This window comes from Streptomyces sp. NRRL S-1813, from assembly GCF_000719605.1.
GTDB classification, from domain to species: Bacteria; Actinomycetota; Actinomycetes; order Streptomycetales; family Streptomycetaceae; genus Streptomyces; species Streptomyces decoyicus.
This window is the reverse complement of sequence record NZ_JOHB01000058.1, coordinates 1-19,286: the sequence shown is the minus strand read 5'-3', so window position 1 is coordinate 19,286 and position 19,286 is coordinate 1. Positions and strand designations below refer to the sequence as shown.

Sequence of the window (19,286 nt, the reverse complement as noted above, 5' to 3'; positions counted from 1 at the left end):
CACCCACCCCCGCCCCCTCCCCCGAAGGGGGAGAGGGGGGAGGGGGCGGGGGAGCAACCAGCGGGCCGCCCCACACCACCTCCACCAGCAAACACTTCTCCCGTCACCAGCATCACTGTCAGCGCCTCGTGCGAGGATGAGGGCACCAGTGATCGCAGGCGGAAGCCAGCGCGTACGACCCGACACAGCAAGCCGGGGCGGAAGGGACGGGCCGGGGTGAGCGACAACCAGAACCTCCTCGCGGAGCAGCGGCGTGCCCTGATTCTCGACGAGATCAGGCGGCGCGGCGGGGTGCGGGTCAATGAACTCACCCGCAAGCTGAACGTGTCGGACATGACGGTCCGTCGCGATCTGGACGCACTGGCCCGTCAGGGCATGGTGGAGAAGGTGCACGGCGGCGCGGTGCCGGTCAGCGAGCCGAGCGCGCACGAGCCGGGTTTCGAGGCGAAGTCGGCGCTGGAGCTGAGCGCCAAGGAGGACATCGCCAAGGCGGCGGCCGAGATGGCGGCGCCGGGAAGCGCGATCGCGCTGGCGGGCGGCACGACCGCGTTCGCGCTGGCGCAGCAGCTGCTGGATGTGCCGGATCTGACGGTCGTGACGAATTCGGTGCGGGTGGCCGATGTGTTCTACGGCGCGCAGCGGGCGGCGGCCAGCGGCGGCACGGGCCCCCGCGCGGGCGCCGCGACCGTGGTGCTGACCGGCGGGGTGCGTACGCCTTCGGACACTCTGGTGGGCCCGGTGGCGGATGCCGCGATCCGGTCGCTGCACTTCGATGTGCTCTTCCTCGGGGTGCACGGCATATCGGTGGAGGCGGGGCTGTCGACACCGAACCTGGCGGAGGCGGAGACCAACCGGCATTTCGTGCGCTCCGCGCGCCGGGTGGTGGTGGTCGCCGATCACACCAAGTGGGGCACGGTCGGCCTGAGTTCGTTCGCCACGCTGGATCAGGTGGAGGTGCTGGTGACGGATGCCGGGCTGTCCGCCGAGGCGCGAGCGGAGTTCGCCGAGCTGCCGCCCGAGCTGGTGGTGGCGGGCGAACGGCGTGACGACGCAGACATCTGACGGGTCGCCAGCTATGGTGAGCCGCCCAGGCCCGCCGCCCGTCCCGTAGGGGGTGCTCGTCCCATGGCACGCCGACTCCGCCCCGTCGAGCTCGACTTCGCCGAATCCGCCCCGCTGCGGCTGGTGTTCGCCGCGGAGGTCGCCGCGCCGCCGGAGGCGGTGTATGCCGCGCTGGCGGACGATGTGGCGGGCTGGCCGTGCTGGTTCACGGGCGTGGTGCGGTCGGCTTCGACGCACGACGGCAAGGGCCGGGAGGTGCGGCTGACCGGCGGCACCCGCTTCACGGAGACGGTCCTGGCGGCCGATCCCGGCCTGCGCTACGCCTACCGGGTCGACACCACCAACGCCCCCGGCATGCGCGCCCTGGTGGAGGACTGGCGGCTGACGCCGACGAGCGGCGGCACCCGGCTGCGGTGGACGTTCGCGGCGGACGGCCCGGCGCCGTTCCGCTTTCTGCTGACGCTGGCCAGGCCCGGCCTGGGCCGCGCCTTCCGGGACTCGGCGCGGGCCCTGGACCGCAGGCTCGCGAAAGCCTGAGGCGGGGCCGCGCCGCGCGGGCCGGCCCAAGGGCTCAGGCCGGCCAGGAGCCGGTGGCCAGGAACTCCTCGAGGGTGCGTGCGTAGGGCGTGATGTCCAGGCCCTGGGAGGCCAGCCAGTCATCGGAGTAGTACTTGTCGAGGTAGCGGTCGCCGGGGTCGCACAGCAGGGTCACGATCGATCCCCGGCGGCCCTCGGCGACCATCTCCGCGACGATCTTCAAGGCACTCCACAGCCCCGTGCCGGTCGAGCCGCCCGCCTTGCGGCCGATCGCGGCCTCCAGGGCGCGTACGGCGGCGATGCTGGCCGCGTCGGGCACCTTCATCATCCGGTCTATCGCGCCGGGTACGAAGCTCGGTTCCATACGGGGCCGCCCGATGCCCTCGATGCGGGAGGCGGTGGCGCAGTCGGTCTGCGCGTCGCCGGTGAGCCAGCCGTCGAAGAAACAGGAGTTCTCCGGGTCGGGGACACAGACACGGGTGTCGTACTGCATGTAGTGGACGTAGCGGGCGATGGTCGCGGAGGTGCCGCCGGTGCCCGCGGTCGCCACGATCCAGGCGGGCTCGGGATAGCGTTCGAGCCGCAGCTGCTCGTAGATCGACTCGGCGATGTTGTTGTTGCCGCGCCAGTCGGTGGCCCGTTCCGCGTAGGTGAACTGGTCCATGTAATGGCCGCCGGACTCGGCGGCCAGCCGGGCGGAGACCTCGTAGACGGTCCGCGGGTCCTGCACCAGATGGCAGCTGCCGCCGTGGAACTCGATCAGCCGGGTCTTCTCGCGGCTGGTGGTGGCCGGCATCACCGCGATGAACGGCACCCCGATCAGCGAGGCGAAGTACGCCTCGGACACGGCCGTGGAGCCGCTGGAGGACTCGATGACGGGCTTCCCGGGGCGGATCCAGCCGTTGCACAGCCCGTAGAGGAACAGCGAGCGGGCCAGCCGGTGCTTGAGGCTTCCGGTGGGGTGTGTCGACTCGTCCTTGAGGTAGAGGTCGATGCCCCACTTCTCGGGCAGCGGGAAGCGCAGGAGGTGGGTGTCGGCGGTGCGGTTGGCATCCGCCTGGACCTTGCGGACTGCTTCTTTGAGCCAGCTTCGGTAGGCCGGATCCGTATGGTCGACATCGACGGTCGGCATCGGCGTCCCGGCCTCGTGGTCGGGCCGGCTCTGCGGCTGCTGTGCGGTGCTCACCGGCGCGCTCCTCAGGGTTCGGAAGCCCGCGCACAACGGCGGGCCGATTCCGACTATAGCCACCCGCCGCACCCTTCTCACCTGCATAAACATCACTTTGGGATACCCCAAGGAGGTCGTGGGGCCGGGCTGTTGCGCGCCGTGCACGCCCTGGGGCACTGGTGCACCGGGCGCCGCACCGGCAGACTTCCCTCCAAGGGGCGGTGGAGGGCAGCTGCCCGTCTCACCGAGGAGGTGCCGGCATGGCGGAGGCCGAGTTCAACGCGACCGGCGTACGGATCGAGCGGTGGCTGCGGTCGTTGACCCGCGCCGGACAGGTCGTCATCAGAGACGGCAGACTGGCGCTGCTGACCAGCTACGGCACGGAGATCGACAGCGCCCCGCTACAGGCCGTACAGGCGCATAAACCGCTGTTCGCGGCGCGGGACCGGGCACTCGCCACGCTCAACGGCCACCGCTATTCGCTCACCCTGGGCACCCCGGAGCTGTTCTTCAAGGCCCTGGAGGCGGCGCGTCCGCCGCACCCCTGACGGCTCCTCCGGACGGCGAGGTGCGGTTGCGGGCGGGCACCGGCTGCATGACCCTGGACTCGTATCACTGAGGGTTCACCAGCGGTGACGCTGTGGTGCAGTCGGCATCGCTGGATCCGATCTTCGCCCCTGCCCGGTGAGAGGGGCGCCCGGCCTCATCAGGGAGTCGCGGTCGTGATCAGGCAGCCCAGCAGGCACTGCACGGTGGAGCTCCAAGCCGTCCCGGCTCGCATCGGACATGTGCGCAGAATCGTCTCCGCGCAGCTGCGGTACTGGCGTCTCGACGCCCTGATAGACCCTGCGGCGCTCGGCGTGACCGAACTCCTCGCCAACGTGCACCGGCACGCCCGTCCCAGCAAACAGTGCACCGTGGAACTGTGCGTCCTCCTGGATCAGTTGACGGTCTCGGTGCACGACGAGGACCCCCGGCTGCCCCGGATCCGGGTCGCCGACAGCTGGGACACCTGTGGTCGCGGCCTGGCCCTGATCGCGGCGCTCAGCGAGAGCTGGGGGATGCGCCCCGACGGCAGCGGCAAGGTCGTGTGGTTCACTCTTCCGGCCCTGACCACCGCCCCCGAAGAGGTCTGTACGGTCCGTGGCTTCCGGGAGCCCCCGCCGCGGGACGACACCGGCACGGCAGCCGGTCCGCGCCCCCGGATACGGGGCACGAGGGTGGGCTGACGAGGCGGTCTGCCGACGAGATGGTCGACTGACGAGGCGATCGGCCGGCGAGACGGTCGGCATACGCGCCGCCCTCGGCGACACACACGTCACCGGACCCGCGTGAGGACGTCCGGCCGGCTGGCGTCCGGCTGGGCGTGGGGCTCCGCGCCTGCTCCCGTAGTCGCTGCCGGCCGCCCCTCCAGGTCGCATCTCCCTCCCGTGCGCACTCGCTGTGCGCCGGGCGTCCCGCCTACGGCCTTGGGTGCGCCGGGCGTCCCGCCTACGGCCTTGGCCCCTCCGGTACCGGGGTGACGTGGGGGCGCAGGAAACGGTGGAGGATCAGGCGCAGCGTGGGGATTTGATCGGCCGGACTGAACGAGGGCTTGGTGGCGGCGCTGGTGTAGAGGGCGGCGATGAGTGCCATGACCCAGGCCGCGGTGTCGTCCGGGTCCAGGGCGGGGTCGATCTGCCCGCTCGCGGACGCCTTCCGGAGCAGGGTGGTGATGGTGGACCGCTCCTCGTCGTTGTCACGGCTCAGCAGCGCTTCGAGTTCGGGGTCGCGGTGGGCCTGGATCATCGCCTCCATCACGAGGGCCGGGGCCAGTGGCTCCGTGGCGGGGCCTGCGAGGAGGTCGACGGTGTCGAGCAGCGCGGTCCACGGGTCGTCAGCGGCACGAGCGGCGGCGAGGCGCTCGGATTTGGTGGTGACGCCGTCTTCGGGCTCGTCGTCCACGAAGACGGCATGGAAGATCGCGCGCTTGCTGCGGAAGTAGTGAAACAGGTTGCCCGCGCTCATGCCCGCGGCCTTGCAGATTTCCGCTGTGGTGGTGCGCTCGAAGCCTTGGGCGGCGAAGAGCTCGGTGGCGGCGTTGACGATGTGCCGCCGCCGGGCTCGGTGTTTGGCCGGATCGACTGTCCTCACCGATGGCTCCTTCTGGTGGGCTGGGCATTCACCTGACCGACAAGTGCGTGGTGCTCACCCGCAAGGGCCGCAGCCAGACGTTCCGGCGCGACGCCATCGCCACAGCCTGCCGGGACGGCAAGCATCTGGTCCTGCTCGGCCACGACGGCGGGGAACTCGCCCGCGAGGAGTGCGAGGTGAACGGCGGCCGCCTTGCCGACGCTTTCACCGAGCACGGCTACGCGTGGGCGGCCGCCGATCCGCACAAGGGCGAGTTCCGCCGCTGGGTCCCCGGACGCTCCCGAACTGCCGGACGCCGCCAACGCCTTCCTCAAGGCCCGCCAAGGGGCCCTGGAGAAGAAGGGGCCGTCCGACGATGACACGCGAGAGCTTCGCGCGGAACTGGCCCGTCTCGGTGTCGTCGTGCGGGACGAGAAGGGACGTCAGTACTGGCGGACGTGCGGGTCGTAGACCTCGACGGCGTCGACGACGCCCAGGGCGGGCGCGGCGGGCGCAGTTGCGGTGGCGCCGGCGGCGGTCATGCCGCGCTCCCCTTGGAGCCGGTGCCGAAGTGCTCCTCCAGTACGGAGAGCCGGCGCCAGTACTCCTCCTCGTCGATCTCGCCCGCGGCGAAGCGCCGGCCGAGTACGGCGAGGGGTGAGGGTGCGTCGGTACGGGCGGAGTACTGCGGACCGCGGATCTGCCCGCCGGGCCCGCCCCGGCCCCGGGCGGTGCGGCGCAGCAGGGTCACCACGCCGACGACGACCAGCGCCCACAGGACGGGGACGAACAGGATCCAGGGGCCCGGGCCGCCGCCGGTCCAGGGTTCGGCAAGCTCGAACATCGCGATCAGCTCCTCGGTGAGACGGGTGGGATGGACGGGATGGGCGAGACCGGAGGGGCGGCCCGGCCGGGAAGACCGGGTGGTTCCGGTCTTCTGCGAGTCCTCTTCGAGCTTCGTCCTATGGGGGCCGCCGGTCGTCGTACCGCCAGCGGCTCTGTCCGTACGCCGCCGGAAGTACGCGGCAGTCCGCGTCTGCTCCAGCGGCCCGGGCGCACCCTGCGCCGGACCCCTCTTGATCTTTGTAACTACTGGTATGTACAGTGCGATCATGAGCACTCAGGAACGGCTCGGCACGCAGGAACCACCCGGCGCCGACGACACGCTCGGCACACGGGACCGCCTGGTGCGGAGCACCCAGGAGCTCCTGTGGGAGCGCGGATACGTCGGCACCAGCCCCAAGGCGATCCTGGAACGTGCGGGCGTCGGCCAGGGCAGCATGTACCACCACTTCGCCGGCAAGTCCGCGCTCGCGCTGGCGGCGGTCCGGCGCACCGCCGAGGACATGAAGGCGGTCGCCGAGGAGTGCCTGAGCGCTCCCGGTACGGCGTACGAACGGGTCGCGGGCTATCTGCTGCGCGAGCGGCAGGTGCTGCGCGGCTGTCCGATCGGCCGGATGACGCAGGACCGCGACGTGGTGCGCAGCCCCGAGCTGCGGCAGCCGCTGGACGAGATGTTCGGCTGGCTCCAGGGTCGGATCACCGAGGTCCTGGACGAGGGGCGGCGCCGCGGCGAACTGGCCGCCGAGCTGGACCCGGCGGCCGCCGCGGCGACCGTCGCGGCGGCCGTCCAGGGCGGGTACGTGCTGGCCCGCGCGGCCGATGACACCGCCCCCTTCGACGCGGCCGTACGGGGCCTGCTGTCCCTGCTCGCCGCACAGGTCACGCCCGCTACAGGCACCACCGACTGAGCGCCCTCACCCGCACCGTACGGAGCCCCTCATGCACGCCATGCAGTACGCGATCACTCTGCCCGCCGACTACGACATGCAGATCATCCGGCACCGGGTGAAGTCGAAAGGCCACCTCCTGGACGACTTCGCCGGGCTCGGCCTCAAGGCGTACGGAATCCGGGAGCGCGGGGTCGACGGCTCACCGGTCAACCAGTACGCGCCGTTCTATCTCTGGGCCGATCCGGAGGCCATGAACCGCTTCCTCCTCGGTGACGGATTCCGCGGCGTGGTCCGCGACTTCGGCCCGCCGGTCGTCCAGCACTGGCAAGGGCTGTTCCACCGGCCGGGGCCGGCGGCCGGCACCCTCCCCCGCACGTTCACCCGGCGGACCGAAACCCTCGCCGAGGACGCCGATCCGGCCACCGTCCTCGCGCATGCGGTAGCCGGACACGAGGAGTTGGCCACGACGGACGGGGTGCACACCACCGCGCTGGGCTTCGATCCACGACTGTGGGAACTCGTCCACTTCACCCTCTGGGCGCACGCCGCCCCCGAGTCCGCGGGCGCCCGCCACCAGGTGCTGCATCTGTCCGCCCCGGGCACCGGCGGGCTGGGCTCGGGGCGACAGTGGTGAGCCCGTCTCCCACGGCCGGGACCGCGGCTCCCGCCATCCGTACGGTCCTCGGCGACATCTCCCCCGCCGACCTCGGCATCTGCGATGCGCACGACCATCTCTTCCTGCGCAGCCCCCAGTTGCCGGGCCAGGAGCTGGACGACGCCGGGGCCGCAGCCGCCGAGCTGAGCGCCTTTCGCGCGGCGGGCGGCGCGGCGGTGATCCAGTGGACGCCGTACGGCATGGGCCGGGTTGCCGGCGAACTCCCGCGGCTGGAAAGGGAGTCGGGGGTGCGGATCGTGGCCGCCACCGGGCTGCACCAGGCTGCCCACTACACCCCCGAGGTGCTGGAGCGGGTCCGCGCGGATCTGGCCGGGCTGTTCGTCTCCGAGCTGACCGAAGGGATCGGCGGCACCGGCATCCGGGCCGGGATGATCAAGGTTGCCGGCGGCTTCCACGGTCTGGACCCGCACGCCCGGCACACCATGGCCGCGGCCGCCGAGGCCCAGCGGGCGACCGGTGCCGTCATCGGAGTCCATCTGGAACTGGGCACCGGCGCGCTGGACGTGCTCGACCTGCTCTGCGGCGAGTGGGGGGTCCCGCCGGACAGGGTGATCCTCAGTCATCTCAACCGCTCGCCGGACCTCGTGGTGCACCGGAAGGCCGCCGAAGCCGGCGCGTACCTCGCCTTCGACGGTCCCTCGCGGGCCCACCATGCGACCGACTGGCGGCTGCCCGATGCGCTGGCCGCGCTCGCCGATGCGGGCCACGGCGAGCGGATCCTGCTGGGCGGCGACACCACGACGGCCGGCGCCAGATCGGTCAACGGCGGCCCCGGCATGCCCTATCTGCTGCGCCGCCACCGGGAACGCCTCGAACTCGCCCTGGGAGCCGACCTGGTGACCCGGTTCCTGACGGCCAACCCGGCGCGCGCCTTCGCCGCCGACTGGCCGCGGGCCCCGTACACAGACCGAGGACCGGGCCGGGCACCTACAGCGTGACGGAGATCCCCACATGCGGCCGCTTGCCCCCGCGCACCAGCGCGCCGACCCCGTCCATCAGCCGGAACCGCAGCCCGTATTTGCGCGCCATCGCCTTGCGCACCCGCCCCAGCCCGGCGGCTCCTTCCAGGAGCCGGCCGGTGCCCTCGACGGTCTGGGCGCCCTCGGCGATCCGGCCGCGGACATCGCACGGCGTGACGGTCACCCGCCCGTCGTGGCGCAGCCGCTTCACCTTCCAGCTGTCGTCCCGTGTCCACACCAGGAGTTCCGCCCCCTCGGCCACCGCCCATACGGGGGTGGCCACCGAGGTGCCGTTCCTGCGGTACGTGACCAGGCTGACGTACGGGCTGCGGGCCACCGCTTCGGGAATCATGGCCGCAGCTTAGGGCGTGTCCGCAGCGGGCGGGGAAGCGGTGGTTCCGGAGGCGGAAGGGCCGGGAGCGAGGCTCACCGACCGCAGAGGTCAGCCGGGGCTGACCTGAGGAGGCCGGGCGTGGAGGGGAACGTCCGTATGGGTCCGGAGTGGGTCCGCGTGGTTCGAGGCGCTCCTGGCGAAGCGCATCAGGGGGTGCTGGGTGTGGCCACGTCTGCTCGCCGTGAACCGCGCGGCGAGGCGGCTCCCGGCCGCAGAGTGGGCCGGGAGCCGCCGGCGGTCCGGGACAGGAAGAGCGGACCTTCGAATACCTTGAGTCAAGCTCCAGGAAATGATCCGAAGAAACCTTGCCGGCCGGACGGTGCGGGCTTCGCGCCGTCGTTCTACCCTGCTGCCGGGGGCTTGGCCGCCGCAAGAGCCGGCCTGCTGGGAACGTAGCTTTCAGCGTCGGGGTGAACGTCCCGGTAAATGGTTCGAGAAATGGTCTCTATCGTTTCGATCCCGTAATCCCACCCCTCGTTTGCGGGGCGCCCTTCGGGAACTCTGTTGTTCTCGGTGAGTACGACCAGACCGGAGTCGTAGCCGTTCTCCGTGAGGACCGCCATGCTGTTCACCTTCCAGTCCCCTCTGTCGAAGGAATCGACGTCAGGGTTCTGGCTACGCTGTAGCCAGCCGTTCTTCACATGGATCACGGAGTCGAGCGGAGCGCCGGCCGTGGCCCCCCATCGCTGGGTGCTCTGCACCTGATTCATGAGCTCGAGTGCGTAAGAGCGAGCCTTGCTCCCCAGCACCGAGTCGTCGTCACCCGAGAAGATGCGCAGCAGCTTTTCCTGGTCACTCGCGGTGACCTGGGTGAGGCCCCAGGACCCTTCCTTGTCGAGGACGGTGTTGTCCATCCCGGCCTTGTCGAGAAATTCCTGGATCCGGACAGGGTTTGGCTTCGCGGGATCCTTCAGATCGGACAACTGCTTCCACAGCGTGGTCGCGGATGCATTGTCGGAAGCGGTGATCATCTTACGCGCGAGGGCATCTTCCGCCTCGGTGAGGGTGCCGCCCTTCTGATACAGCAAGGCCCCGAGAATTATCGTCTTCACCACGCTGGCCGAGTCGTACTTCTTGGCAGCGTCGGAGGTGCACGTGGTCCCGGTGGGCCGGTCGTAGAAGGAGAGCGAGGCCATGCTCTTCCGGCCTGCCAGCGCCTTGGATATATCGCTCGACAGCTTCTCGGCCAGCGCTTGATCCTTGGACGTGCAGTGCACCGTCGGGGCGACCGCCCGTGTGCTCTGCGGTGCCGCGACGGAAGGTGTGGCCGCTGCGACGGTTCCGGCAACCGCTCCAGCCCCTATGGCCGCCGCGGTGAAGGTGGAAGCCCATCTCATTTCTGATCACTGCCTTTTCAAGGTGCCTGAACAATTGGCGTGCGGGCTGCGGTGGTCGACGCTGTTACTGGTAGGCGGGCAGGGCACACGGGAGTGCCGCCGGACGGCTGAGCCCTATCAGCTCTGGTGACCGGCAGACGGTGCACCGCCGCCGCACGCAGCACAGCGTTATCGGCGGCCGAAATCCCTCCCCACGACTCCCTGTTGGGGACGTGAAGAGCGAGGGCAGGGCGAACTCATCCCTCTCGCGCCCGGACCGGCCGACAGCGCCGCTGTACCGCATGGGTGTCGCAGGGCGCCCGACTGCCTGGGTGTGCAGGGGCGCCGAGCGGGGCGTTCTACGCGGGCGTCAGCCGCTTGAACCACGTGACCGGGCTGGGTGATCCCGGAGTACGTCCATGTCGGTGCAGCGCCATACTGCCGGGACCATGTGACATGACGTCACCCACTTCATGACGAAGCGATGACAGTGAGCCTGCGATGGGCGAACAGTGCGGTAACGGCGTCCCGAGCTGGGGTTCTGCCCGGTGATGGAGCCCCGTTCCGGGGTCTTGCCGACCGCCCCGGCTCCCCCGGTTCCCCGCCCTCAGGCACGGCAGGCCGCCATCCGTCACCGGTCCAGCACGACCAGCGGATCGTCCAGCACCGGCTGCCAGGCCAGCTCCGCCGCGCCGACCAGGCTGTTGTGGTCGAGGCTGCACGGCAGGATCGGCACCCCGCCGCTGCGGCCCCACAGGCTGCGGTCGGCGACCACCGCGCGCAGCCGTTCCGGATCGGCCTCCAGGAGGGCGCGGTGCAGCCCGCCGAGGACGATGCGGTCGGGGTTGAGGATGTTGACGAGACCGGCGAGGCCGAGCCCGAGGCGGTCGATGAGGAGATCGGCAGCAGCGCGGATGCCCGGATCGGTGTACTCGTCGCGCAGCAGCTCGGCGGACTGCTGGAGCAGGGAGACCTCGGGGCCCGGTTCGCGGCCCGCGGCGGTGAGGAAGGCGAGCGGGTCCGCCTCGACGTCCAGGCAGCCTCGGCTGCCGCAGTGACAGGGCGCCCCCTCGGGCTTGACCGTCAGATGACCCACCTCCAGCGCCAGGCCCGAACTGCCGCTGTGCAGACGGCCGTCGAGCACCAGCGCCCCGCCGACACCCCGGTGGCCGGACGCCACACAGAGCAGATCGCGGGCGCCCCGGCCGGCGCCGTGCCGGTGTTCGGCGAGCGCCATGAGGTTCACGTCGTTGCCGGTGAAACCGATCTTCTCGGTGACTCCCGGGATGCCGGCATCGGCCAGCGAGCGCAGGAAGAGCGCGCGTACGGGAGCGCCCGAAGGCCAGGCGAGGTGGAGCGGGTTGAGGGCCTCGCCGTCCGGTTCGGCGACCGCGGAGGGCACCGCGAGACCGGCGCCGAGGCAGCGCCGTCCGGTCTCGCGCAGCAGCTCCGCGCCGGCCGCGACGGCATCGGCGAGGACATGCGCCGGGTCGGCGGGGATGGTGCCACAGCCGGTCGAGGTCGCCACGATGCGGCCCCCGAGGCCGACCAGCGCGACACGGAACCCGTCGGCGTGGATCTGCGCGGCGAGCACGACCGGTCCCCGTTCGGCGACGGACAGCCGGTGGGAGGGCCGCCCCTGGGAGCCGGCCGAGGCGGTCGGCCGGGAGTCGACGGTGATCAGGCCGAGTGCTTCGAGCTCGGCGGCCACCGCACCCGCGGTCGCGCGGGTCACGCCGAGTTCGGAGGTCAGGACGGCACGGGTGGGCGCGCGTCCGGTGTGTACGAGCTCCAGTGCGGGTCCGAGGGCGCCACGGCCCCGCTCCAGCCTGGTTGTCCGAGTCTGGGTCACACCCCTATTCTGGCTTTGTGCCGACGCTAAACAAAATACGGATGGCCCTCACGAGGGACCGGCAGGTCCCCGCCCCCGCCGGTCCGCACCTCGTCCGCCTCCGTATCGCCCTCACCGCATTCTTCGCCATGGACGGCTTCCTCTTCGCCGGGTGGGTCGTCCGCATCCCCGCGATCAAGGCGCAGACCGGTGCCGGCGCGGGCGCGCTCGGGCTTGCTCTGCTCGGCGTGTCGGCCGGCGCGGTCGCCTTCATGATGATCACCGGGCGGCTGTGCCGGCGGTTCGGCAGCGCGGCCGTGACGACCGCCTCCGCCGCCGCCATGGCACTGAGCATCGTGCTGCCGCCCCTGACCCACTCGGCGACCGCGCTGGGACTGGTCCTGCTGGTCTTCGGCGCCGCATACGGCTCGCTCAACGTCGCGATGAACAGCGCCGCGGTCGACCTCATCAGCACGCTGCGACGCCCCGTGATGCCGTCCTTCCACGCCGCCTTCAGCCTCGGCGGCATGCTCGGCGCGGGGCTCGGCGGACTGATCGCCGGCAGCCTGTCCCCCACCGTCCATCTGCTGCTGCTCGCCGCGATCGGACTGCTGGTGACGGCCGTTGCGGGGCGCGCGTTGCGCGCACACCGGGCGCCGGCCGTGCCCGAGCAGCTGCCGGCGGCGGCGGAGACCCGGCCGCGGGGCGCGGGCCGTGGCCGACGCCTGGTGCTGGTCTTCGGGCTGATCGCGCTGTGCACCGCGTACGGCGAGGGGGCCATGGCCGACTGGGGCGCGCTGCACCTCTCCCAGGACCTGGCCGCCGGGCCCGGTACGGCCGCCGCCGGATATGCGGTGTTCGCGCTGGCGATGACCATCGGACGGCTGACCGGGACCACGGTCGTACAGCGCTTCGGCGCGGCGCGGGCGCTGATCGCGGGCGGTACGACGGCGACCGCCGGCCTGCTGCTCGGCGCGCTGGCCCCCACCGCCTGGACGGCCTGCGCCGGCTTCGCCGTGGCAGGCCTGGGGCTTGCCAACATCTTCCCCATCGCCATTGCCAGGGCCGGCGAGACCGGTGGCCCGGACGGGGTCGCCGTGGCCTCCACGGTCGGCTACGGCGGCATGCTGCTCGGACCGCCCGCCATCGGTTTCCTCGCCGAGGCGGTCGGCCTGCCCGTCGCGCTGACCACCCTCGCCCTGCTCGCCGCCGTCGCGGCGGGCATCGCCTACGCCACCCGCGGGGCACACCACACCGGGCGCCCCTGAGGAGCCGACGTGCCCCGCGTACGCACACCGCTGTGGGCGTGCGCGGAGAGGGCACGCTCGTGCGCGGATGCCGCCCGGACCCGCGAGGGTCCGTTGTCAGTACCGGCTGGCACACTCTTGACCATGGAGATCACTGAGTTCGTCGAAACGCTGCGACTGGACGGCAGCCTGCTCGCCGACGCCGCCGAGGAGGCGGGTCCGGATGCCCGTATTCCGGCCTGTCCCGAGTGGCAGATGCGGGATCTGGTCACGCACATCGGCCAGGTCCACCGCTGGGCGACGGAGTTCGTGACACAGGGTGTGCAGCAGCCCAGCCGTCCCCCCGAGGCCCCGGCTCTGGCCGACGACGAACTCGTGGCCTGGCTGCGCGAAGGCCATCACCACCTCGTCCTGGCGCTGCATTCCGCCCCGCAGGACCTGTCCGCCTGGACGTTTCTGCCCGCCCCGTCCCCGCTGGCGTTCTGGGCCCGCCGCCAGGCGCACGAAACGTCGGTGCACCGCGTGGACGCCCAGCAGGCGCTCGGCGCCTCCCTCACCCCCCTCCCGTCCGCCTTCGCCGCCGACGGGATCGATGAACTCCTCACGGGCTTCCACTCCCGCGACCGCAGCCGGATCCGTACGGACGTCCCCCGGACGCTGCGGCTGCGTGCCACGAACGCGCCCGGCGCCGAGTGGACCGTGTCGCTCTCCGACGCCCCGCCGCAGACGGTGCGTCATCACGGCGCCGGCGGACCGGAGGACGCAAAGCCCGCGGACTGCACGATCGAGGGCCCGGCCGAGGAGCTGTACCTCGCGCTGTGGAACCGTCTGCCGTGGGACGCGATGACGATCACCGGTGATGAGACGCTGTCCCGTCTGTGGCGGGAGCGCGCCGGCGTCTGAGCATGCGGGCCGGGTGCGCGGCATGGCGCACGGGACGGGAGTCCTGGAAGAGTGGCCGTATGTCAGGCACTCGTACCCGGGCCGAGCGTGACGCCGTTACCGTCGAGATCATGTTTGCGCTGGTCAGCGGCGCATTCGTGGGCGGCGTCGGCTTCGGGGTGCTGAGCAGCGCAATCCTGTGGGCCGGGCTGCCGGACGCGTGGAGCGGACCGTGGCTCGCGGTGAGCGGCGCCGTGGGCGGCATGCTGTGCGGTGTCCGGGTGGTGCGGGTGCTGCGACGCATGCCCCGCCGGCCGGCTGCCGGCCCGTCCGTCCAGGACGTCGTCTGGATTCAGCCCAGCCAGCCGGGCCGGACCAACCCCGACTCATAGGCGAGCACGACCAGTTGGGCGCGGTCACGGGCACCCAGTTTGACCATCGTGCGGCTGACATGGGTCTTGGCGGTGAGCGGGCTGACGACCAGACGGCGGGCGATCTCCTCGTTGGACAGGCCGAGGCCGACCAGCGCCATCACCTCACGCTCCCGCTCGGTCAGTTCGGACAGGGCGTCCGCCGCGGCCGGTTCCTTGGAACGGGCCGCGAACTCGGCGATGAGACGGCGGGTGACACCGGGCGAGAGCAGGGCGTCGCCGGCCACGACCGCGCGCACCGCCCGTAGCAACTCCTCCGGTTCGGTGTCCTTGACCAGGAAGCCGGAGGCCCCGGAGCGGATCGCCTCGAAGACGTACTCGTCCAGTTCGAAGGTGGTCAGCATGACGACCTTGACGTCCGGCAGCCGCGGGTCCTCGGTGATCCGGCGGGTGGCGACCAGGCCGTCCACCACCGGCATCCGGATGTCCATCAGCACGATGTCCGGACGGTGTTCGCGGACCGCGGCCAGCGCCTGCTGCCCGTCCGCGGCCTCGGCGACCACCTCGATATCCGGCTGGGCGTCCAGCAGCACCTTGAAACCGGCCCGGACCAGCAGCTGGTCGTCGGCGAGCAGTACCCGGATCACGACTCCTCCTCGGTGGCGGTCGGGGTCACCGTATCCGCATCCGGGGCCCGGTCCTGGGTCCCGGCCAGCGGGATACGGGCCCGGACCCGGAAGCCGCCGTCCGGGCGCGGACCGGCCTCCACGCTGCCGCCGAGTGCGGCGGCCCGCTCCCGCATCCCGACCAGACCGTTGCCGCCGCCCGTCGCCCCGTCCGTGACGGAGGTCGCCGGGCCGTCGTCGTCGACCCGGATCTCCAGTGCCCCGGGGGCGTGGTGGAGCAGCACCCGGGCGGTGCGCGAGCCGGAGTGCCGGACGATGTTGGTGAGCGCTTCCTGGACGATGCGGAAGGCGGCGAGGTCGGTGCCGGGCGGCAGGGCGGCCCGGGTGCCCTCGGTGGTGACCTCCACGGCGAGGCCGGCGCTCCTTGCCTGCTCGGTGAGTTCGGGCAGCCGGTCCAGTCCGGGAGCCGGGGAGCGCGGAGCGTTGCCGGGGGCACGCAGGGTGTCGAGGACCTGGCGGACCTCGCCGAGCGCTTCCTTGCTCGCGCCCTTGATGGTGGTCAGCGCGGTCCGGGCCTGCTCCGGGTCGCTGTCGAGCAGCGCCAGGCCCACGCCCGCCTGGACGTTGATGACGGAGATGCTGTGGGCGAGGACGTCGTGCAGCTCGCGGGCGATCCGCAGCCGCTCCTCGTCCGCCCGGCGGCGTTTCGCGGCGGCCCGCTCGGCCCGTGCCTTCGCGAGCTGCTCGCGGCGCACCCGTACCAGCTCGGAGAGGGCCACCACGGCCACCGCCCAGGCGGTGACGAAGAACTCCTGCTCCCAGGGGGCGGGCCCGTCGTGCGCTGGCGGCAGCCAGGGGTAGAGCCAGTGGGCGACCAGGAGATGGGAGATCCACACACCGCCCAGCGCGCACCAGGCGACCGTACGGTGCCCGGCGACGATCGCCCCGAAGGCGCCGAGGGCCAGGGTGAGGAAGACCGGTCCGAACGGGTAGCCGGCCACCAGGTAGACGGCGGTGGCCGCGGCGGTGCCGAGGGCGACGGCGCGCGGGTAGCGGTGCCGGAAGAGCAGCAGGGCCGTGCCGGCGATCAGCAGCGCGCGGGCGACGGAGTCCACCGGGACGCGCTCCGGCTGCTTGTGCCCGGCGAAGCCCGACCCGGCCGTAACGATCACCACCGCGGCGAGCGTCGAGAGCCAGGGCAGCCGGGTGCCGGGCCACCCCCGCGGTTCCTCCGGCGAGGCCGACAGCCACCGCTCCCACACCGGGCCGAGGCAGCGCCGCGCCCACGGCGGCCGTGCGTTCTCCATACCGTCACGCTAGACCGCGGCGGAGCCCGGCGGCGTCAGCCCTGCGCGGTGATCCGCCGTACTCCCCCGGGAGTACGGGCCGGTACGGCGCACGGCTCGCGGGCCGCCGCGCCAGGGACGCCCGTAGGCCGGCACCCCTGGCCGCTCACCCACCGGACGGCGTCCGCCTCAGCCCCGGTCCATCGCCTCCAGCGCCCGTCGCGCCATCCCATGGGTGCGGACGAGCTCGGCCAGCGTCGTCGTCCCGCGGGTGATCTTCGCAAAGGCCTGCCAGGCGGGACGGAAGCCGGTGATCGCGGCGTGCAGCAGGCCGGGGCGGCGGGAGAAGACCTTGAGCATCTGGCGCCCCACGCCCATCTCCACGCCGAGACCCGCCTTGATGGCGAAGGCGTAATTGAGGGCCTGACGGCGGGCGTCCACGGCGTCATGGGCCTCGGCGACCCGTACCGCCCACTCCCCCGCGAGCCGCCCGGACCGCAGCGCGAAGGAGATGCCCTCCCGCGTCCACGGCTCCAGCAGCCCGGCCGCGTCGCCGCACACCAGCACCCGGCCGCGGGACAGCGGGGAGTCATCGGCACGGCAGCGCGTCAGATGCCCGGACGAGATGCTCGGCTCGAAGCCGGCCAGGCCCAGCCGGCCGATGAAGTCGTCCAGATAGCGCTTGGTCGCCGCGCCCTCGCCGCGCGCGGAGATGACGCCGACGGTGAGGGTGTCGCCCTTGGGGAAGACCCAGCCGTAGCTGCCGGGGATCGGGCCCCAGTCGATGAGCACCCGGCCCGCCCAGTCCTCGGCGACCGGCGCCGGTACCGGAATCTCCGCCTCCAGGCCCAGGTCGACCTGGTCGAGCTTGACCCCGACATGGGCTCCTATCCGGCCCGCGCTGCCGTCCGCGCCGACCACGGCGCGCGCCAGCACCACCTCGCCGTCGCCCAGCACCACCGCGACGGTCCGCCGGTCGGGCACCTCGGCGCCGTGCTGATCCACCCGCGAGACCGTGACGCCCGTACGGACCGTCGCGCCCGCGTCCTCGGCCGACTCGACCAGCCGGGCGTCGAAGTCGGGCCGGTTGATCAGCCCGAACAGCATGTTCTTGGAGCGGCGGGTGCGGGCCAGCTTGCCGTTCAGCGAGAACGTCACCGCATGGATCCGGTCGCGCAGCGGGAGGTCGAAGCCGGGCGGCAGCGAATCCCGTGAGGGGCCGATGATGCCGCCGCCACAGGTCTTGTAGCGCGGGAGTTGCGCCTTCTCCAGGAGCAGCACCCGGCGTCCTGTACAGGCCGCGGCATGCGCGGCCGAGGCGCCCCCGGGCCCGGCGCCCACCACCACGACGTCCCACACCTGCTGGTTGTCCTCGGCTGCCCGCTCGCTGCTCACCTGTGCTTATGCTCCTGTTCGATGCTGGCTGCGCGTACCGCCCGCATCCTACGGGCCGCTGTTGCTCAAGAGGCCTGTGGGAAGATCGGGGGCACTGATGCCCGTACGTCCGGCCTGTCCGGCTCACGAGGCCGGACCGCCCGTACGCACAACGTCGCGCCCACAAGGAGCGTTCCATGTCTGACAGCCCGCTCGCACGTACCGTCGCCGCGCTTCAGCCCCGCGCCAGGACCGAGCTGGCCGATCTGGTGGCCTTCAAGTCGGTGGCGGATCCTGCCCAGTTCCCCAAGAGTGAGTGCGAGGCGGCCGCCCGCTGGATCGTCGAGGCGCTGCGGGCGGACGGCTTCCAGGACGTGGCGCTGCTGGACACCCCCGACGGCACCCAGTCCGTATACGGCTTCCTGCCCGGCCCGGCCGGCGCCCCGACGGTCCTGCTGTATGCCCACTACGACGTGCAGCCGCCGCTGGACGAGGCCTCCTGGGTCTCCCCGCCGTTCGAGCTGACCGAGCGCGACGGCCGCTGGTACGGCCGCGGTGCCGCGGACTGCAAGGGCGGCCTGATCATGCATCTCACGGCGCTGCGCGCGCTCAAGGAGCACGGCGGCATCCCGGTCAACGTCAAGGTGATCGTGGAGGGTTCGGAGGAGCAGGGCACCGGTGGTCTGGAGCGCTACGCCGAGGCCCACCCCGAGCTGCTGGCCGCCGATGCCATCGTCATCGGCGACACCGGCAACTTCCGGGTCGGACTGCCCACGGTGACCGCGACGCTGCGCGGGATGACGCTCGTACGGGTCCAGGTCGACACCCTGGAGGGCAATCTGCACTCCGGCCAGTTCGGCGGTGCGGCCCCCGACGCGCTGGCGGCGCTGATCCGGATCCTGGACTCGCTGCGCGCCGAGGACGGTTCGACGACGGTGCAGGGGCTGGCCGCGGACGCCTCCTGGGAGGGATTGCAGTACCCGGAGGAGGACTTCCGCAAGGACGCCAAGGTCCTCGACGGTGTCGGGCTGGTGGGCAACGGTTCGGTCGCGGACCGGATCTGGGCGCGTCCGGCCGTCACGGTCCTCGGCATCGACTGCCCGCCGGTGGTCGGCGCCACCCCGTCCGTGCAGGCCGGCGCCCGTGCGCTGGTGAGCCTGCGGGTGCCGCCGGGCACCGACGCGGCCGAGGCGACGAAGCTGCTGGCCGCACATCTGGAGAGCGCCGCCCCGTGGGGTGCGCGGGTCGCGGTCGAGCAGGTCGGACAGGGCCAGCCGTTCCGCGCGGACACCAGCAGTCCGGCGTATGCCTCGATGGCGGCGGCGCTGCGCGAGGCGTACGACGGCGCGGAGATGCAGACCTCCGGCATGGGCGGCTCGATCCCGCTGTGCAACACGCTGGCCGGGCTCTACCCGGACGCCGAGATCCTGCTGATCGGCCTGAGCGAGCCGGAGGCCCAGATCCACGCGGTCAACGAGAGCGTTTCACCACAGGAACTTGAGCGGCTGTCGTTGGCAGAGGCGATTTTCCTGCGGAGCTATGGGGGTTGATGCTCCCCACGTTTTTGGCTTTGCCGCCGTGGGGGTTGTTCGCCGTTGCGCCTGCGGCGGGCGGGGTCCGCTGCGCGGGGCTGTGGGTGCGGTGACGGACCTCCGGGGCCTGGTGTGTGGACTGCTTCGCTTTACGCTCCGCTGCGCTCCGCCTTTGCTCTT

Annotated in this window: 22 protein-coding genes; 13 read left to right on the top strand and 9 right to left on the bottom strand. The window is 72.0% G+C overall.

Annotation, left to right across the window (positions count from 1 at the left end; genetic code table 11):
- Positions 1-216: 216 nt before the first annotated feature.
- Both IF67_RS0137645 and IF67_RS0137640 read left to right on the top strand, forming a co-directional pair.
- Positions 217-1,062, top strand: a complete 846-nt coding sequence (locus IF67_RS0137645) for a DeoR/GlpR family DNA-binding transcription regulator (protein ID WP_030993439.1) — start codon at positions 217-219, stop codon at positions 1,060-1,062.
- A 63-nt stretch (positions 1,063-1,125) separates the two neighbouring features.
- Entirely contained in the window at positions 1,126-1,599 is a 474-nt protein-coding gene (locus tag IF67_RS0137640) for an SRPBCC family protein (RefSeq protein WP_030993437.1), read from the top strand.
- 34 nt (positions 1,600-1,633) lie between these two features.
- Here the strand turns inward: IF67_RS0137640 and IF67_RS0137635 are convergent, their stop codons facing one another.
- Positions 1,634-2,731 carry a PLP-dependent cysteine synthase family protein gene (locus IF67_RS0137635; RefSeq protein ID WP_037840369.1) on the bottom strand — a complete coding sequence of 366 codons (1,098 nt, stop codon included), beginning with the start codon at positions 2,729-2,731 and terminating at the stop codon, positions 1,634-1,636.
- A 296-nt stretch (positions 2,732-3,027) separates the two neighbouring features.
- Here IF67_RS0137635 and IF67_RS0137630 point away from each other — a divergent pair, with 296 nt between their 5' ends.
- Positions 3,028-3,315, top strand: a complete 288-nt coding sequence (locus tag IF67_RS0137630) for a hypothetical protein (RefSeq protein ID WP_030089151.1) — start codon at positions 3,028-3,030, stop codon at positions 3,313-3,315.
- A 174-nt stretch (positions 3,316-3,489) separates the two neighbouring features.
- A complete protein-coding gene (locus IF67_RS0137625; protein ID WP_030993433.1) occupies positions 3,490-3,996 on the top strand; it encodes an ATP-binding protein in 507 nt (168 codons plus the stop codon).
- A gap of 262 nt (positions 3,997-4,258) precedes the next feature.
- Here IF67_RS0137625 and IF67_RS0137620 read toward each other — a convergent pair whose 3' ends face one another.
- Positions 4,259-4,900, bottom strand: a complete 642-nt coding sequence (locus IF67_RS0137620) for a TetR/AcrR family transcriptional regulator (RefSeq protein WP_037840366.1) — start codon at positions 4,898-4,900, stop codon at positions 4,259-4,261.
- 2 nt (positions 4,901-4,902) lie between these two features.
- Between IF67_RS0137620 and IF67_RS44065 the strand changes: the two genes are divergently transcribed.
- Positions 4,903-5,259: a hypothetical protein gene (locus IF67_RS44065; protein WP_158713226.1), complete on the top strand. Its 357-nt coding sequence runs from the start codon at positions 4,903-4,905 to the stop codon at positions 5,257-5,259.
- Positions 5,186-5,350: a CysS/YqeB C-terminal domain-containing protein gene (locus tag IF67_RS46450; protein ID WP_420708742.1), complete on the top strand. Its 165-nt coding sequence runs from the start codon at positions 5,186-5,188 to the stop codon at positions 5,348-5,350. Before IF67_RS44065 ends, IF67_RS46450 begins: the two co-directional genes overlap by 74 nt.
- A gap of 67 nt (positions 5,351-5,417) precedes the next feature.
- Here IF67_RS46450 and IF67_RS0137605 read toward each other — a convergent pair whose 3' ends face one another.
- A complete protein-coding gene (locus tag IF67_RS0137605; RefSeq protein WP_030993427.1) occupies positions 5,418-5,723 on the bottom strand; it encodes an SHOCT domain-containing protein in 306 nt (101 codons plus the stop codon).
- 268 nt (positions 5,724-5,991) lie between these two features.
- Between IF67_RS0137605 and IF67_RS0137600 the strand changes: the two genes are divergently transcribed.
- The 3 genes from IF67_RS0137600 to IF67_RS0137590 are packed head-to-tail and all read left to right on the top strand — an operon-like array spanning position 5,992 to position 8,226.
- On the top strand, positions 5,992-6,630 hold the full coding sequence (locus IF67_RS0137600; protein WP_051819080.1) for a TetR/AcrR family transcriptional regulator: 639 nt from the start codon (positions 5,992-5,994) through the stop codon (positions 6,628-6,630).
- Between the two features lie 31 nt (positions 6,631-6,661).
- Positions 6,662-7,246: a DUF4865 family protein gene (locus IF67_RS0137595; protein ID WP_030993424.1), complete on the top strand. Its 585-nt coding sequence runs from the start codon at positions 6,662-6,664 to the stop codon at positions 7,244-7,246.
- Positions 7,243-8,226 carry a phosphotriesterase gene (locus IF67_RS0137590; protein WP_078889882.1) on the top strand — a complete coding sequence of 328 codons (984 nt, stop codon included), beginning with the start codon at positions 7,243-7,245 and terminating at the stop codon, positions 8,224-8,226. The genes IF67_RS0137595 and IF67_RS0137590 overlap by 4 nt, the downstream gene beginning before the upstream one ends.
- Here IF67_RS0137590 and IF67_RS0137585 read toward each other — a convergent pair.
- From IF67_RS0137585 to IF67_RS0137575, 3 genes are all read right to left on the bottom strand, one after another.
- A complete protein-coding gene (locus IF67_RS0137585; RefSeq protein ID WP_030993422.1) occupies positions 8,216-8,599 on the bottom strand; it encodes a PPOX class F420-dependent oxidoreductase in 384 nt (127 codons plus the stop codon). The two genes, IF67_RS0137590 and IF67_RS0137585, sit on opposite strands and share 11 nt — an antisense overlap.
- 383 nt (positions 8,600-8,982) lie before the next feature.
- Positions 8,983-9,978 (bottom strand): serine hydrolase, encoded by a 996-nt coding sequence (locus IF67_RS39955; protein ID WP_234341630.1) that lies wholly within the window; start codon positions 9,976-9,978, stop codon positions 8,983-8,985.
- 610 nt (positions 9,979-10,588) lie between these two features.
- Positions 10,589-11,809: an ROK family protein gene (locus tag IF67_RS0137575; RefSeq protein WP_030993418.1), complete on the bottom strand. Its 1,221-nt coding sequence runs from the start codon at positions 11,807-11,809 to the stop codon at positions 10,589-10,591.
- Between the two features lie 17 nt (positions 11,810-11,826).
- On the opposite strand from IF67_RS0137575, the gene IF67_RS0137570 reads away from it, so the two are divergent.
- The 3 genes from IF67_RS0137570 (at position 11,827) to IF67_RS0137560 (ending at position 14,309) form a co-directional block, all read left to right on the top strand.
- Entirely contained in the window at positions 11,827-13,056 is a 1,230-nt protein-coding gene (locus tag IF67_RS0137570) for an MFS transporter (protein ID WP_030993416.1), read from the top strand.
- Between the two features lie 123 nt (positions 13,057-13,179).
- Positions 13,180-13,938 (top strand): maleylpyruvate isomerase family mycothiol-dependent enzyme, encoded by a 759-nt coding sequence (locus IF67_RS0137565; RefSeq protein ID WP_030993415.1) that lies wholly within the window; start codon positions 13,180-13,182, stop codon positions 13,936-13,938.
- Positions 13,939-13,997: 59 nt separating this feature from the next.
- Positions 13,998-14,309: a DUF6332 family protein gene (locus tag IF67_RS0137560; protein WP_030993412.1), complete on the top strand. Its 312-nt coding sequence runs from the start codon at positions 13,998-14,000 to the stop codon at positions 14,307-14,309.
- Here the strand turns inward: IF67_RS0137560 and IF67_RS0137555 are convergent.
- The 3 genes from IF67_RS0137555 to IF67_RS0137545 all read right to left on the bottom strand — a co-directional run bounded on the left by IF67_RS0137555 (position 14,270) and on the right by IF67_RS0137545 (position 17,595).
- On the bottom strand, positions 14,270-14,935 hold the full coding sequence (locus IF67_RS0137555; RefSeq protein ID WP_030993411.1) for a response regulator transcription factor: 666 nt from the start codon (positions 14,933-14,935) through the stop codon (positions 14,270-14,272). The two genes, IF67_RS0137560 and IF67_RS0137555, sit on opposite strands and share 40 nt — an antisense overlap.
- The gene (locus IF67_RS0137550) at positions 14,932-16,221 is read right to left on the bottom strand and encodes a sensor histidine kinase (RefSeq protein WP_030993410.1); all 1,290 of its coding nucleotides are present in this window, start codon (positions 16,219-16,221) and stop codon (positions 14,932-14,934) included. Before IF67_RS0137550 ends, IF67_RS0137555 begins: the two co-directional genes overlap by 4 nt.
- Positions 16,222-16,389: 168 nt before the next feature.
- Positions 16,390-17,595 carry a geranylgeranyl reductase family protein gene (locus tag IF67_RS0137545; protein WP_030993409.1) on the bottom strand — a complete coding sequence of 402 codons (1,206 nt, stop codon included), beginning with the start codon at positions 17,593-17,595 and terminating at the stop codon, positions 16,390-16,392.
- Positions 17,596-17,771: 176 nt separating this feature from the next.
- Here IF67_RS0137545 and IF67_RS0137540 point away from each other — a divergent pair, with 176 nt between their 5' ends.
- Positions 17,772-19,124 carry a dipeptidase gene (locus IF67_RS0137540; RefSeq protein ID WP_030993407.1) on the top strand — a complete coding sequence of 451 codons (1,353 nt, stop codon included), beginning with the start codon at positions 17,772-17,774 and terminating at the stop codon, positions 19,122-19,124.
- Positions 19,125-19,286 lie beyond the last annotated feature (162 nt).

Coding starts and splice junctions, on each gene's coding strand:
- IF67_RS0137640 (WP_030993437.1), top strand. CDS start 1,126: ATGGCACGCCGACTCCGCCCCGTCGAGCTCGACTTCGCCGAATCCGCC.
- IF67_RS0137635 (WP_037840369.1), bottom strand. CDS start 2,731: ATGCCGACCGTCGATGTCGACCATACGGATCCGGCCTACCGAAGCTGG.
- IF67_RS0137630 (WP_030089151.1), top strand. CDS start 3,028: ATGGCGGAGGCCGAGTTCAACGCGACCGGCGTACGGATCGAGCGGTGG.
- IF67_RS44065 (WP_158713226.1), top strand. CDS start 4,903: ATGGCTCCTTCTGGTGGGCTGGGCATTCACCTGACCGACAAGTGCGTG.
- IF67_RS0137605 (WP_030993427.1), bottom strand. CDS start 5,723: ATGTTCGAGCTTGCCGAACCCTGGACCGGCGGCGGCCCGGGCCCCTGG.
- IF67_RS0137600 (WP_051819080.1), top strand. CDS start 5,992: ATGAGCACTCAGGAACGGCTCGGCACGCAGGAACCACCCGGCGCCGAC.
- IF67_RS0137595 (WP_030993424.1), top strand. CDS start 6,662: ATGCACGCCATGCAGTACGCGATCACTCTGCCCGCCGACTACGACATG.
- IF67_RS0137585 (WP_030993422.1), bottom strand. CDS start 8,599: ATGATTCCCGAAGCGGTGGCCCGCAGCCCGTACGTCAGCCTGGTCACG.
- IF67_RS39955 (WP_234341630.1), bottom strand. CDS start 9,978: ATGAGATGGGCTTCCACCTTCACCGCGGCGGCCATAGGGGCTGGAGCG.
- IF67_RS0137565 (WP_030993415.1), top strand. CDS start 13,180: ATGGAGATCACTGAGTTCGTCGAAACGCTGCGACTGGACGGCAGCCTG.
- IF67_RS0137560 (WP_030993412.1), top strand. CDS start 13,998: ATGTCAGGCACTCGTACCCGGGCCGAGCGTGACGCCGTTACCGTCGAG.
- IF67_RS0137550 (WP_030993410.1), bottom strand. CDS start 16,221: ATGGAGAACGCACGGCCGCCGTGGGCGCGGCGCTGCCTCGGCCCGGTG.
- IF67_RS0137540 (WP_030993407.1), top strand. CDS start 17,772: ATGTCTGACAGCCCGCTCGCACGTACCGTCGCCGCGCTTCAGCCCCGC.